13 protein-coding genes are annotated in these 14,885 nt (G+C 50.3%); 6 read left to right on the forward strand and 7 right to left on the reverse strand.

Annotated elements, in window-relative coordinates:
* Positions 1–17: 17 nt before the first annotated feature.
* Positions 18–1,046, reverse strand: a complete 1,029-nt coding sequence (locus HBA93_RS01975) for a sulfate ABC transporter substrate-binding protein (protein WP_221722142.1) — start codon at positions 1,044–1,046, stop codon at positions 18–20.
* Between the two features lie 185 nt (positions 1,047–1,231).
* Positions 1,232–1,660: a hypothetical protein gene (locus tag HBA93_RS01980; RefSeq protein ID WP_162994452.1), complete on the reverse strand. Its 429-nt coding sequence runs from the start codon at positions 1,658–1,660 to the stop codon at positions 1,232–1,234.
* Positions 1,661–1,872: 212 nt separating this feature from the next.
* Here HBA93_RS01980 and HBA93_RS01985 point away from each other — a divergent pair, with 212 nt between their 5' ends.
* The 4 genes from HBA93_RS01985 to HBA93_RS02000 all read left to right on the forward strand — a co-directional run bounded on the left by HBA93_RS01985 (position 1,873) and on the right by HBA93_RS02000 (position 5,831).
* A complete protein-coding gene (locus tag HBA93_RS01985; RefSeq protein ID WP_221722143.1) occupies positions 1,873–2,265 on the forward strand; it encodes an MliC family protein in 393 nt (130 codons plus the stop codon).
* A 123-nt stretch (positions 2,266–2,388) separates the two neighbouring features.
* A complete protein-coding gene (locus tag HBA93_RS01990) occupies positions 2,389–2,625 on the forward strand; it encodes an Lrp/AsnC ligand binding domain-containing protein (protein WP_022711319.1) in 237 nt (78 codons plus the stop codon).
* 234 nt (positions 2,626–2,859) lie between these two features.
* A complete protein-coding gene (ilvD, locus tag HBA93_RS01995) occupies positions 2,860–4,704 on the forward strand; it encodes a dihydroxy-acid dehydratase (RefSeq protein WP_221722144.1) in 1,845 nt (614 codons plus the stop codon).
* Positions 4,705–5,021: 317 nt separating this feature from the next.
* A complete protein-coding gene (locus HBA93_RS02000; protein WP_221722145.1) occupies positions 5,022–5,831 on the forward strand; it encodes a class I SAM-dependent methyltransferase in 810 nt (269 codons plus the stop codon).
* Positions 5,832–5,885: 54 nt separating this feature from the next.
* Here HBA93_RS02000 and HBA93_RS02005 read toward each other — a convergent pair whose 3' ends face one another.
* The 5 genes from HBA93_RS02005 to ccmA form a co-directional block, all read right to left on the reverse strand.
* A complete protein-coding gene (locus HBA93_RS02005) occupies positions 5,886–6,497 on the reverse strand; it encodes a DsbE family thiol:disulfide interchange protein (protein WP_221722146.1) in 612 nt (203 codons plus the stop codon).
* A gap of 2 nt (positions 6,498–6,499) precedes the next feature.
* Positions 6,500–6,658 carry a heme exporter protein CcmD gene (gene ccmD, locus HBA93_RS02010; RefSeq protein ID WP_221722147.1) on the reverse strand — a complete coding sequence of 53 codons (159 nt, stop codon included), beginning with the start codon at positions 6,656–6,658 and terminating at the stop codon, positions 6,500–6,502.
* Positions 6,655–7,470 carry a heme ABC transporter permease gene (locus HBA93_RS02015; RefSeq protein WP_221722148.1) on the reverse strand — a complete coding sequence of 272 codons (816 nt, stop codon included), beginning with the start codon at positions 7,468–7,470 and terminating at the stop codon, positions 6,655–6,657. The genes ccmD and HBA93_RS02015 overlap by 4 nt, the downstream gene beginning before the upstream one ends.
* 134 nt (positions 7,471–7,604) lie before the next feature.
* On the reverse strand, positions 7,605–8,270 hold the full coding sequence (gene ccmB / locus HBA93_RS02020) for a heme exporter protein CcmB (RefSeq protein WP_221722149.1): 666 nt from the start codon (positions 8,268–8,270) through the stop codon (positions 7,605–7,607).
* Positions 8,267–8,926: a heme ABC exporter ATP-binding protein CcmA gene (gene ccmA, locus HBA93_RS02025; protein ID WP_221722196.1), complete on the reverse strand. Its 660-nt coding sequence runs from the start codon at positions 8,924–8,926 to the stop codon at positions 8,267–8,269. The genes ccmB and ccmA overlap by 4 nt, the downstream gene beginning before the upstream one ends.
* Before the next feature lie 346 nt (positions 8,927–9,272).
* Between ccmA and acnA the strand changes: the two genes are divergently transcribed.
* Together acnA and HBA93_RS02035 are read left to right on the forward strand one after the other, a co-directional pair.
* Positions 9,273–11,963, forward strand: a complete 2,691-nt coding sequence (acnA, locus tag HBA93_RS02030) for an aconitate hydratase AcnA (protein WP_502910004.1) — start codon at positions 9,273–9,275, stop codon at positions 11,961–11,963.
* Between the two features lie 197 nt (positions 11,964–12,160).
* A complete protein-coding gene (locus tag HBA93_RS02035) occupies positions 12,161–14,860 on the forward strand; it encodes an autotransporter family protein (protein WP_221722150.1) in 2,700 nt (899 codons plus the stop codon).
* Positions 14,861–14,885: the final 25 nt, after the last annotated feature.

The raw sequence follows: 14,885 nt of genomic DNA on the forward strand, positions 1-14,885 counted from the left end.
ACCATTAAAGACGGAACTTATTTAACCGGCTTATAGATCTGATCGAAGGTACCGCCATCCCCGAAATGTGCCGGCTGCGCCTTAACCCAGCCACCGAACAAAGGATCATCAATCGTGATGAGCTTGACGTCCGTCAGCCATTTACGGTCAGCTTCCGGCACCAGTTCAGGTTTTGACGGCCGGTAGAAATGTTTGGCTGCAATCTTCTGCCCTTCTTCGGAATAGAGATAGGTCAGGAAGGCTTCTGCCTGTTTGCGGGTACCTTTGGCATCGACATTCTTGTCCACTACAGCAACCGGTGGTTCAGCAAGAATGGATTGCGGCGGCACCACAATGTCAAAAGAATCTGCTCCGAATTCCGCCACCGAGAGATAGGCTTCATTCTCCCAAGCCAGCAGCACATCGCCCAGCTGGCGCTGCACAAAACTGGTGGTTGAGCCACGCGCACCGGTATCCAGAACCGGCACATGGCGGAACAATTCCGTCATATAGGCTTTGACCTTGGTTTCATCACCGCCATATTCGCTATATGCCCAGGCCCATGCCGCCAGATAGTTCCAGCGTGCACCGCCGGAGGTTTTCGGGTTCGGGGTGATCACTTCCACCCCGCCCTTAATCAGATCACCCCAGTCTTTAATGCCCTTGGGATTGCCCTTGCGGGTCAGAAAAACAATTGTCGAGGTATAAGGTGCGGAATTATTCGGAAAATTCTGCCGCCAGTCCGCATTGATCTTGCCGCTTTTCTCAACAATGGCATCAATATCGCTTTGCAGAGCCAGCGTCACAACATCCGCGGGGATACCATCAATGACCGAGCGTGCCTGTGCACCGGAACCGCCATGCGATGTACGCAGGGTTATCGCTTCACCGGTTTCGGTCTGCCAGTGTTTAGCAAAAGCCTCGTTAAATTCTTTATATAATTCCCGAGTCGGATCGTAAGAAACATTCAGCAGGGTCTGGGCAGCGGGTGCCTGCACAGGTAAGGCCACCGCAGATACAGCGATCAGCGCAGCAAAGGCGGAAAAGGTATTTCGCATCAGCATCATCAAGGCCTCCGTTTTATGTTCAAAAACAAACTAACAGAGCCGGAACGGAGAAGGATGCTACAAGAACCTCAATACTCCGCTCCCACGGAAATAATCTTTCTTAAGACGCCGCATTATAAAATAAAAATTCGCGCTTGCCAAAGGTAACTCTGCAAGCGGTCTCTAAAGGAGCGGTTCAGAGCCGGTCATAAACCAATGACCGGACTCATACGAGGACTGCGCAGACTGCACTTATAGCGCACTTCATAATAGGGATCGACAACCAGTGTCACATCGCGGGTTTCGCAGCGTCTGCCGGTGGATTTCAGATATTCTTCAGCAACATCGCGAAACACGACCGGTGGCGTAACACCAAGCCCCGTGCCGGTAGAGAAGCCTTTGACAAAATTTTGTGTGGCTGTGCCCGCCAGCCCCGGCCCGATCAGCAGACGGCTTTCAGGCTGATTATCAACGATACGATAATTTGTGCCGCTTTTTCCGACGAACTCAACGGAAGGCAGCCCCTGATATTTGGCTTGTACATAATTCACACCGGCACAACCGGTGAGTGCAGCAAGGGTAGCAAGTGCACTGATGCGCATACCCGCAGGGGTGAATATTTTGCGAAATGTCAAACCAGCCTGTATCACGCGCTATAATGCCTTTCTGCTGAACTATACTGTCTCTGCTTTTAAATATCTGACAAACAATCATATTAATGCCAGATACGGTTTTTATTGGACGATCAAAATAAGAATCTTATTTTCAATTCCGGAAACAAACCTGTTTTTCTGCCCGCAGGTTCCCTGCATTCTCTGTAAGTGCTGTAAACGAAAAGGATAAACTGATGCTGAAAGCAATCATCCCATCACTCTCTGCCGGTCTTTTACTTTGCGGTTTTGCAGGCAGTGTTGCCGCGCAGGAAGCTGACGAGATGCAGGCACTTACCAAAGTGACCTATATATGCGAGCGGAATGTTGAACTGGATGTTGTCTACATCAACGGTTTGAAAAATGATGAATCAGCAGCGGTCCTTTATACGGAAGGCAAGCTTGTGCCGATGCGTATCTGGCCTGCTGCTTCCGGTGCACGTTATATCGCTCTTGATGAACAGGACAGCTATCGCTGGCATACAAAAGGCGATGAAGGCATCCTGTCTTTTCTTGAAGCCGATGACAGCGCCAAAGAACAGACATTGTTCAGCAATTGTGTAAACAAGGATAAAGCTGCACAACAGTAAGACTGAAAGGGGATTTTTCACTACCCTTAAAGCACGCAGACTGCTATTTGTGCCGCCAGATAGCAGTCTTCCTGATCTGCTTTGAATTTTATGTGATCCGTTCTCTTACAGGAAAGATGTGAGATGAAACCAGTATTTTTGCAAATCCAGTGCAAACCCGGCACAACCTATGATGTTGCCAAGACGCTCTATGAGCGTGAAATCGCCTCGGAACTTTATTCCACCAGCGGCGAATATGATCTTCTCGCAAAGATTTATATTCAGGAAGGTGATGATATCGGCAAATTTATCAATGATAATGTTCATGATATCCCGCATATCATCCGCTCGCTGACAACGCTGACTTTCAAAGCTTTCTGAGTTCAGTCACAGAAACGCCGGTAATATAAAAGACAGAGCATTGCCTGTATCAAAACGGGCGATGCTTTTTTATTTTTGAGCTGCTACACGCGAAGAATTTTGCATGTGAGGCAATTTGTACTTTGCACCGTACGCTCGGGTACTGTAAGACATATCTGAAAAGATAACACTGCATTTCTGCAACTTCTGCAAACAGGAGTTTCGCAGCGTTGTAATGCATAAGGGAATAAGATCATGCCAGCATATCGCTCAAGAACTTCCACCCACGGCCGCAATATGGCGGGTGCGCGCGGCCTCTGGCGCGCCACAGGCATGAAAGACGGTGATTTCGGCAAGCCGATTATTGCCGTGGTCAATTCCTTTACCCAGTTTGTGCCGGGGCATGTGCATCTGAAAGATCTCGGCCAGATGGTTGCCCGTGAGATCGAAAAAGCAGGCGGTGTTGCCAAGGAATTCAACACCATTGCGGTGGATGACGGTATCGCTATGGGGCATGACGGCATGCTCTATTCGCTGCCATCACGCGAAATCATCGCGGACTCGGTTGAATATATGGTCAATGCCCATTGCGCCGATGCGATGGTGTGCATTTCCAACTGTGACAAGATCACGCCGGGTATGCTGATGGCCGCATTGCGCCTCAATATTCCGGTTGTGTTTGTTTCCGGCGGCCCGATGGAAGCCGGTAAAGTTGTCTGGAATGACAAGGTCAAGAAGCTTGATCTGGTTGATGCCATGGTCGCCGCCGCTGACGACAAATATACTGACGAAGAAGTTGACGCGATTGAGCGCTCGGCATGCCCGACCTGCGGCTCCTGCTCCGGTATGTTCACCGCCAACTCCATGAACTGTCTGACCGAAGCGCTTGGCCTGTCGCTACCGGGCAACGGCTCGACCCTTGCCACCCATGCGGCTCGTAAAGAGCTGTTTCTTGAAGCCGGTCGTCTGGTTGTTGACCTCTGCAAGCGTTATTATGAAGGCAATGACGAAAGCGTGCTGCCACGTGCAGTTGCCAGCTTTGCAGCTTTTGAAAATGCCATGACACTGGATATCGCCATGGGCGGTTCCACCAATACCGTTCTGCATTTGCTGGCGGCAGCGCATGAAGCGGAAATGGATTTCACCATGTCCGATATTGACCGCCTGTCACGCAAAGTGCCGGTGCTGTGTAAGGTTGCCCCTGCTGTGCCGGATGTACATATGGAAGATGTGCATCGCGCGGGCGGCATTATGGGTATTCTCGGTGAACTTGACCGCGCAGGCCTGCTCAACACCGATGTCGGCTCAGTGCATTCCGGCACATTGAAAAATGCTCTGGAAAAATGGGATATCAAGCGCTCGTCCGATGAAAGCGTGCATGAGTTCTTCCGTGCTGCACCGGGCGGTGTTCCGACACAGGTTGCGTTCAGCCAGAACCGTTATTTCGATAACACCGACAGCGACCGTGAAAACGGTGTTATCCGCACCAAAGAACACGCCTTCTCTCAGGACGGCGGTTTGGCCGTGCTTTACGGCAATCTGGCGGAAGACGGTTGTATCGTTAAAACTGCTGGTGTGGATGACAGTATCCTGACCTTCTCCGGCCCTGCGCGTATTTTTGAAAGTCAGGACAGTGCGGTTCTCGGCATTCTCAACGGCAAGATCAAAGAAGGCGATATTGTTCTGATCCGCTATGAAGGCCCGCGCGGCGGCCCGGGCATGCAGGAAATGCTCTATCCGACCAGCTATCTGAAGTCCAAAGGTCTGGGCAAAGCCTGCGCATTGATCACCGATGGCCGCTTCTCCGGCGGCTCCTCCGGCCTTTCCATCGGCCACGTTTCACCGGAAGCCGCTGAAGGCGGCCTGATCGGTCTGGTTGAAGAAGGCGATCTGATCGAGATCGACATTCCGAACCGTAAAATCCATCTGGCTGTTGATGATGCTGTGCTAGTAAAACGCAGTGCAGAGATGGAAGCCAAAGGCATTGCCGCGTGGAAACCGACAGAAGTGCGCAAGCGCAAAGTCACCACCGCACTGCGCGCTTATGCAGCCATGGCCACCAGCGCTGCTAAAGGTGCGGTGAGACACGTGCCTGAGTAACAGATTAAGCAGATAACAATGCATATTGCGGGCTCCGGTTTAAACAACCGGAGCCTGTTTTGTATGTTCTTCCCATCACAACCTTGTTTATTGACGGCAAGGATCTTTCTTCTATTTTCAAAGAACACAGAGGAGTGTCGTGCAATGAACCAGTAATGCCCGTTTCAATTATTTATCTTATCTTCGCCTGCGAGGAGGATGAATGACGGCATTACATGGATAGTACCAATCTTGCGTATATCAATGATATATGCCCACGGCTTCCGCGCCTTCAGATCTTTCTTGCGGTGACCAACGGACAATTCCAGAGGTTCATCATGCAAAATACCAAACCACATTCCGATATCATCAATCACAACCGTGAAGCATGGGACAAGCAGGCCCGCGCTAATTGCGAATGGTCACAACCTGTCTCACCTGAACAGGTTGCAGCCGCCCGCGCCGGTCAGTGGGAAGTTAAACTCACCCCCGGTACAATTCCGGCCACATGGCTAGGCAATGTGCGTACCCGCAAAATCCTTTGCCTTGCATCAGCCGGCGGCCAGCAGGCACCGCTTCTGGCCGCGGCGGGTGCTGAGGTCACGGTCTTCGATATTTCCGAAGGTCAACTCGATCAGGATCGTATGGTTGCAGAGCGGGAGAAGCTGTCTCTCACCGCTATTCAGGGTGATATGCGTGATCTGTCATGCTTTGGTGATGAGACGTTCGACATCATTTTCCACCCGATCTCCAATCTCTATATACCGGATATTCAGCCGGTATGGCGTGAATGCTACAGGGTGTTGAAACACGGCGGACGGTTACTCTCCAGCTTTTACAATCCGGTCGTTTTCGTCGGCGACAGAAATCCGGAAGATGCCAAGCAAGGCATTATCCGCCCGCTTTATCGCATGCCTTTTGCAGAGCAGAAACATCTCAGTACGGAACAACTCGCGGCAAAACAACAAAATCAGGAGGCTTTAGTCTTCGGACACAGCCTGTCTGACCAGATCGGCGGGCAACTCAAAGCCGGATTTGTCATTGCCGGCTTTCAGGAGGATTATCAGCCTGCACCGCGCTTTGTGATTGATCCCTATCTGCCGACTTTCTTAGCCACCTGTGCTGTGAAAACCGGCAATAGTCTTTAAATGAAAAAGGGCTTCGCTGAGTGCGAAGCCCTTCTGCTTTCTGTTGCTGCAATATTATTGCGCTAAAGCCTTTTCAACTTCCGGCATAAATTGTTTAATCAGGCTTTCGGTGCTCAAAGGGCCGACAAATTTATAAACGATCTTGCCTTCACGGTTGACGATGAAGGTTTCCGGCACCCCGTAAACACCCCACTCAATACCGGCACGGCCGGAACGATCCGTGCCGACAACATCATAAGGATTGCCGAGGCTGTTCAGAAAAACTAACGCATTTTCCGGTGCGTCTTTATAGTTCAGACCAACCACTTTAATGCGCTTGTCCTGTCCCAGCTTCATGATCTGCGGATGCTCATCGCGGCACGGCACACACCACGATGCCCAGATATTGACCAATGTCACCTGCCCCTTCAGATCAGCACCTTTCAAGCCCGGCACCAGCGCTCCGTCAGCCAGCCGCAATCCTTCCAGCGGCGGCAGATCGGTCTGCGGTGCATCCCGCCCGATCAAAGCGGAGGGAATTTCCTGCATGTTTTTTCCGCTCAGCAACTGCCATGTAAAAATACCGGCAAGTGCTGCAAAAATAATCAATGGCAGAAGTGCCACCACAACGCGTTTTTTATTCTGCGGAGCATCCGTTGCGCCAGATGCTTTAACCGGATCAGTCATTATTAATCAGCCTTTTGCGAGCGGCGGCGAATGCCCTGTTTCTCAAGTCGTGCAAGCTCTGCCCGCAGATTTCTCTGGGTCATGGCAATCCATGCCACGATCATCATGATCACAACCGCTGAAACGCCGTAGGAAATTAAAACATAATCAAGATGGCTCATGCTGCCTCTCCTGCAGGTCTGCGATTTTCACGCTCGGCATTACGCGCTGCAATTTTGCGCATCGCAGCAATACGACGGCTGAAAATCTCATTGCGCATCGCCATCAGATGCAGCGTGAAAAACAGCATAGTCATTGCCAGTGCCATCACCAGCAACGGATAAAGCATGCTTGGCGGCATTGCAGGCCCTTCCATACGCAACACGGAAGCAGGCTGATGCAGAGTATTCCACCAGTCGACCGAGAATTTAATGATCGGAATATTGATAAAACCGACCAGCGTCAGCACGGCCGCAGCACGCGCGGCTTTCGCCTGATCATCCATGGCACGGGTCAGCGCGATAATACCGAGATACATCAGAAACAGAATGAAAACCGAAGTCAGACGCGCATCCCACACCCACCATGTGCCCCACATCGGCTTGCCCCAGAGCGATCCGGTCACCAGCGCCAATGCGGTAAACATGGCGCCAAGCGGTGCCGCAGCTTTGGCCGAGACATCAGCCAGCGGATGGCGCCAGACCAGCGTGCCGAGTGCTGCAATCGTCATCACCGTATAACACATCATCGACAGCCATGCGAAAGGCACATGAATGAACATGATCTTCACGGTCAGTCCCTGCTGATAATCCTCCGGCGCAAACCACACCATATAAAGACCGGTCAGCAACAACAGCACCGTCAGCGCTGTCATCCATGGCAGGATTGCACTGCTCAGGCTCAGAAAACGTGTCGGATTCGCCAGATCCAGCAGCGCCTGAAAGCGCCGCGGCGCAGCTTTGGATATGGCTTTATCAGTTGATCGTTCAGTCATAGATACCCGGATATATTTGTAAGCTTAAGCTATCCTTAGAGCGCCGTGTGCCTATCTTGGCACACAAAGGTCGCTCTAACACTTTAACATTAGAGGAGCCTCGCAAGAGGCAATACTCTTTGCAGAATATGGGTTTAATCTGTTGAAATTTTCAACGCGTAACCTGCGGCCAATGGTCCGATAATCGCTGCAATCAGCGTATTGGCCGCCAGCATCAGTAATGGCGAAAGAAATGCAGCATTTTCCGTCACTGCACCATAGGATGCCGAGACACCAAAAATCAGTACCGGAATGGTCAGCGGCAGGATCATCACCGAGACGAGCAAGCCACCACGCGGCATGGAAACGGCTAATGCCGCACCCAGCGCACCAATGAAAATAACCGCAGGCGTACCGATCAGCAATGTCAATGTTGTCGCGAGGATCGCCAGAGGCTCCATATTCATAATCAGTCCCAGAAACGGCGCGGCGATCACCAGTGGTAATACCGTTGCCACCCAATGGGACAGACACTTCACGATGATTGTCAGTGTCAGAAAATGGTGTTCCCGCGCCATGATCATCACATCCAGAGAACCATCTTCGCGATCCGCCTGAAACAACCGGTCGAGACCGAGCAGCACCGCCAGCAGCGCGCCGAGCCACAACATTGCAGGGCCGATGCGTGCAAGCAATTTAAGATCAGGCCCGACGGCAAAAGGCACGACGGCGGCAACAGCCAGATAAAACAGGATGCCGGTTAAAGCACCACCACCTGCGCGGATGGCAATACGCAGATCACGCCAGAACAGAGCCTTCATGACAGCCAGCCCTGCGCTTCAGCGCTATGATCATCAGGCCGGTAATCTTCAAGCCGCAAATATTGGACGACATCTGTGCCTGCTTGTTCCAGCCCGAGCGCAATATGCGTGACCGCAACAATCATGCCGCCCTTTTTTAAATGCTCCTGCATTACACCGGCAAACATCGCTTGAGCATGCGTGTCCAGCCCCGAGGTCGGCTCATCCAGCAGCCATAATGGCCGGTGCGAACAAAGCAGCGTGGCAATCGTTACACGGCGTTTCTGCCCTGTGGAGAGATAGCCATAGGGCAGGTGATCAATATTATAGAGGCCGACAATTTCCAGCGCCTCATCAATGTCGTGCAGGGGGCTTCCATGAAAATCCTGCCAGAATTTCAGATTTTCATAAACGCTCAGCGCCGGCTTCATTGCATTGAGCGTACTTAAATAATGGCTGTGTGCCATCACCGGCTCCTGCATACCATCTGCCTCCAGCCAGACCGCACCGTCAGAGGCAGGCAAAAGACCAGCGATGATTCGCAACAGCGTTGATTTTCCTGCACCATTCGGCCCTGTAACAATCAAAGCCTGACCATCCTGCAGACTTGCGCACAGAGAGTTGAACAGGAGATTATCGCCCCGCTCCCCACTCAGATTTTCCGCAACAAGCCGCATATGGCCTCCGATAGCACGAATATTCATAAAATTGTCCGGTTTTCCCTATCAGGAACGACGGATAAACAAGCCGCAACATTTCGACGCAACAGCATAATTTTGTACTTTAAGAGTCTGGAACAGTTTTAAAAAACTGACTATATAGCAGCTACCATGCCAGCGGTCGGCGTGGAAACCATTTTTGGCCGATCTCTAAAGCCTGATGTTTGTTAAACAAGTTCTTTGTTAAGCACAGGCCTCGGGACGGACAGCGGAAATGACTGCACCCGCACCTAAGCGCGTCCTTGAAACGCAGCAGAGGCGTTCGTCCTGGTTTTCCGGCCAGTAAGCATGAAGGACGAACATCGTGTCTCACATCGATAGTTTCAAATGCCGTAAGACGCTTACCGTCGACGGCAAAGACTATGTTTATTACAGCCTGACCGAAGCTGAAAAAAACGGTCTTGAAGGCGTATCCAAACTCCCATTCTCCATGAAGGTTCTGCTTGAAAACCTTCTGCGCTTCGAAGATGACCGCAGCGTCAAGAAAGCGGATATCGAGAATATCGCCAAATGGCTCGTTGACCGCGGTTCAGCCGGTGCGGAAATTGCCTATCGCCCTGCCCGCGTGCTGATGCAGGACTTTACCGGCGTTCCTGCCGTTGTTGACCTCGCAGCTATGCGCGATGCCATGGTGGCACTCGGCGGCGATGCAGAAAAAATCAACCCGCTGGTACCGGTTGACCTCGTGATCGACCACTCCGTGATCGTTGACGAATTCGGCAACCCGCAGGCATTCAAAAACAACGTTGATCTCGAATATCAGCGCAATGCCGAGCGTTACCGCTTCCTGAAATGGGGTCAGCAGGCATTCCAGAACTTCCGCGTTGTTCCTCCGGGCACAGGTATCTGCCATCAGGTTAACCTTGAATATCTGGCACAGGCCGTATGGACCAAAGAAGAAAACGGCGAAACCGTTGCTTATCCTGACACCTGCGTTGGTACAGACAGCCACACAACCATGGTCAACGGCCTTGGCGTTCTTGGCTGGGGTGTTGGTGGTATTGAAGCGGAAGCTTCGATGCTCGGCCAGCCGGTTTCCATGCTGCTGCCGGAAGTTATCGGTTTCAAACTGACCGGCAAAGTCAAAGAAGGCGTCACCGCGACTGACCTCGTGCTCACCGTTACCCAGATGCTGCGTAAAAAAGGCGTTGTTGGTAAATTCGTTGAGTTCTTCGGTCCGGGTCTCGACAATATGACCCTTGCAGACCGCGCAACCATTGCCAATATGGGCCCTGAATATGGTGCGACCTGTGGTTTCTTCCCTATCGACAAAGAAACCCTCAACTACATGAACACAACCGGCCGCGACGAACATCGCATGGCTCTGGTTGAAGCCTATTCCCGTGCACAGGGCATGTGGCGTGAAGCTGACAGCACAGACCCTGTCTTCACAGACATTCTTGAGCTGGATATGGCTGACGTTGTGCCGTCCATGGCTGGTCCGAAGCGTCCTGAAGGCCGCATTGCTCTGGAAGGTATTGCTTCCGGTTTCGCGACTTCTCTGGAAACAGAATATAAGAAAACAACCGGTCAGACCGCACGTTATGCTGTTGAAGGCGAAGATTTCGATCTCGGCCACGGCGATGTTGTGATCGCTGCGATCACTTCCTGCACCAACACCTCGAACCCGAGCGTGCTGATTGCTGCCGGTCTGCTTGCCCGTAATGCTGTTGCCAAAGGCCTGAAAACCAAGCCTTGGGTTAAAACATCGCTGGCTCCTGGTAGCCAGGTTGTTGCTGCCTATCTGGAAAATGCAGGTCTGCAGAAAGATCTCGACGCACTGGGCTTCAATCTGGTCGGCTTCGGCTGCACCACCTGTATCGGTAACTCCGGTCCGCTGCCTGCGCCTATTTCCAAGACCATCAATGAAAAAGGTCTGATCGGCGCTGCTGTTCTTTCCGGTAACCGTAACTTTGAAGGCCGCGTATCGCCTGACGTTCAGGCCAACTATCTGGCATCCCCGCCACTGGTTGTTGCTCACGCTCTGGCCGGTACAGTCACCAAGGATCTGACTAAAGAACCAATTGGTGAAGACAAAGACGGCAACCCTGTATTCCTGCGTGATATCTGGCCTTCATCGGCTGAAATTCAGGAATTCATTGCCAAGAATGTAACGCGCAAGATCTTCTCGGAAAAATATGCCGATGTGTTCAAGGGCGACGAAAACTGGCAGGCCGTTCAGGTACCAGCCGGTCAGACCTATGCATGGGACGATAACTCAACCTATGTGCAGAACCCGCCATATTTCGTAGGCATGGGCAAATCAGCCGGCGAAATCTCCGACATCAAGGGCGCTCGCGTGCTCGGCCTGTTCGGCGACAAGATCACCACTGACCACATTTCGCCAGCCGGTTCAATCAAGGCACAGTCCCCTGCCGGTAAGTATCTTCTCGATAACGGCGTCGCCGTAGCAGACTTCAACCAGTACGGTACACGTCGTGGTAACCACGAAGTCATGATGCGCGGTACTTTTGCGAATATCCGTATCCGCAACCACATGCTCGGTGAAAATGGTCGCGAAGGCGGTTACACCATTCACTACCCAAGCAAGGAAGAAACCTCGATCTATGATGCAGCAATGCAGTATAAGGCAGAGGGCGTTCCACTGGTTGTGTTTGCCGGTGTTGAATATGGTAACGGTTCGTCCCGTGACTGGGCTGCTAAGGGTACCAACCTGCTCGGCGTTAAAGCTGTGATCTCGCAGTCTTTCGAGCGTATTCACCGTTCCAACCTCGTGGGCATGGGCATTGTACCATTTGTGTTTGAAGAAGGCACAAGCTGGCAGTCCCTCGGCCTGAAGGGCGACGAAGTGGTTACCATTGAAGGTCTGGCAGACATTCGTCCTCGCCAGAAGACCAATGCAACTATCACTTTCGCTGACGGTTCCGTGAAGCAGGTACCTCTGATCTGCCGTATCGATACGCTGGATGAACTGGATTACATGAAGAACGGCGGCATTCTGCAGACCGTTCTGCGTGATCTGGCCAAAGCCTGAAACATACGAGCTGAATAGCTCTACATACAGGCAAATTATAAAAAACTCCGGTGAACTCGTTCACCGGAGTTTTTTTATGAAATAACAACTCATATGATAAACATGTTTAAATTATCGAAAAACTTAAATTGTTGATAAATCTGACAGCTGATTTAAGTAATGATTAATAATATCAATTAAGAACCAAGGAGATAATCATGGTTCTTAAATCAAATAAATATTATGCTTTAATATTATCTACGACAATATTATACTCTCAAACCAATATTTTACATGCTGATGAATATACATGGATAGGTGCAGAAGATGAGAACTGGGCTAATCCCAAAAACTGGTCTGCAGCCATTACTCCGGGAGCAAATGACTCTGTAAGTATTGCAAGAAAAAGCGACAATATAGCAACAATCAAAGATAATGCTGTCATCAATGAACTTAACTTCGGCGCAAATACAATCGACGCTGATCCTCAATTAATAATTGATGGCGGAAATTTACACATTAATACATCCGCAACTTTCTCAAATGCCAAGAGTATCGCATCTTTAACAATCAAAAATAAAGGGAAGTTTGAGTTTGGTGATACCAATACAGGCGGCTTTGTCACCGGGGTACAAGCCGGGATTGCTAATATTGACATCAGCTCAGAAGGTAAAGTTTTACAGCTTGCAGGTAAGGAGTTCACTCTCTCTCAGGATGCCAACAGCCAAACGACATTTTCAATCAAAGATAAAAACTCTGAGGTTAGCGTTGGGAATGCTTTATTTTCTTATCGCGGAGTAACAATTGCAAATATTTCTGGTGGAGCAAAGCTTCTTGTAGACTCGTTAAAAATGGCTGAGAAAGGTGAAGCTACCGCTGAGATTACAATATCAGGCACTGAAAGCGCCATCCTGTCCAACGATAACATCATCATCGCTGACGAAGGTACGGCAACAATCAACATAATCGACAATGCCACATTGGGTACAAACAAAAAAATAATCTTAGCGCAAAAAGCAGGATCTACCGGCACCATCAATATAGGAAGTAATTCACAAGCGGGAGGAATTATTGTTGCTGATGAAATTTCGTTTGGCTCAGGAAACGGTTCTATAAATTTCAACAGCATTAATTCTGAAATTCAGTTCAAGGCGAATATTACCGGAAATGGAAATATTAATATTAACAATGGTGCCGACGTAAAACTCGGAGATATAAACGCCCCTATTTCAGTTGATGCGACAATAAATTTAAATCAAAATTCAACAATATCCGGATTTTTTAATACAAAAACATTCATCAACAAGGGAAATTTGTCGCCTGGTGATAACAATAGTTTTTACACGGCTCAAATCAATGGAAATTATACCGGAGATAACAACAGTAATATAACTATTGACACTCAACTCGGCCATGATGATTCTATAACAGACGCATTAGATATTATAGGAAATACCACCGGCTCTTCTCAAATTCTTATCAGAAACAGAAATGGTATGGGAGGGGCTACTGTCAACGGGATCAAAATCATCACTGTTCAAGGAGCATCAAATGCTTCTATGCATCTTGCTAATAAAGATTACTTAACAGCTGATAATAATGAACCCGCAATCATCGCCGGTGCCTATGGCTACACTTTACATAAAGGGCAACCTTCTGCCAATGACGGCAATTGGTATTTACGCAGTTCAATAGTCTCTCCTCCCGGTCCCCCTGTACCGCCAGGACCGCCTGTACCTCCGGGACCACCAGCTCCTCCAGGCCCACCTGTTCCACCGGGCCCACCTGTACCCCCGGGGCCACCAGTTCCCCCAGGCCCGCCTGTGCCTCCGACGCCTCCTATACCACCAGCACCTCCGGGTCCAAATCCTGATCCGCGCTATCAACCGGGCGTGCCGCTTTACAACAACAATGTTGAAAGCATGCGAAGCATCAATCAGACATTGATGTCATCGCTCTATACCCGCGCCGGAAACCGCTACTGGAGCGGTGCAGGAACCTATCATATTGCCCAAGGCGATGGTCCGGGTCTTGGTTATCAGCCACCTGAAGCCGGTACAGTAGTAACAGATACAGGGTTATTCTGGATACGCACGGAGGCCGGTCAGGAAAATTACAGCTCGCAATCATCAACGATTGCCAGCAAATACCGCCAGAATTACTGGCTGGTACAAGCGGGTCTCGACAGCCAATTGCGTGAAACCGAGACCGGCCGTCTGATCGGAAGCGGCTGGGTGCATTATATTGACGCCAAAAGCAGAAGCTATTCGCGCTATGGTGATGGCGATATCAACACGCAAGCCTATGGTTTTGGCGGCGCCCTGACATGGTATGGCGACAATGGTTTTTATGTCGATGCCCAGACACAAGTCAGCTGGTACAAAACCGACCTGTATTCTGACCTGACGCGGAAAAACCATGTCTCCGATCATAATAATACCGGTTACGGTTTTGGCATCGAAGTCGGAAAACGTATCCAGTATAATGATTTCTGGTCATTCACGCCTCAGGCGCAACTGACCTATTCCGGCCTGAACCTGAAGGATTATACGGATTTCTACGATGCCAGAGTCCATCATTCCAATGAAAATGATGTATTGGGTCGCCTTGGTCTGGCAACGAACTATGAAAATGCATGGCAGGATGCTGCTGGTTTTACGCGAAAACTGGATATTTACGGCATGGTTGGTGTGCAACAGAACTTCACAGGAAACTCCAATCTCATCCTCGTCTCCGGCACACCTTTCTATACCGGCGGACAAGCACGTACACAGCTGCAATTAACGCTGGGATCGACTTATAGCTGGAATGACGGCAAATATGCTGTCTTCGGGACAGTTGAAACCAGCGGCGCCACGAAGAAGATGAGTGACAATTACAGTCTCTCCGGCAATCTCGGATTTAAAATACGCTGGTAAAACAACAACGAAAAAGGGCAGCCTT

The organism is Ochrobactrum sp. SFR4, from assembly GCF_019730395.1.
In the GTDB taxonomy this organism is placed as follows: Bacteria; Pseudomonadota; Alphaproteobacteria; order Rhizobiales; family Rhizobiaceae; genus Pseudochrobactrum.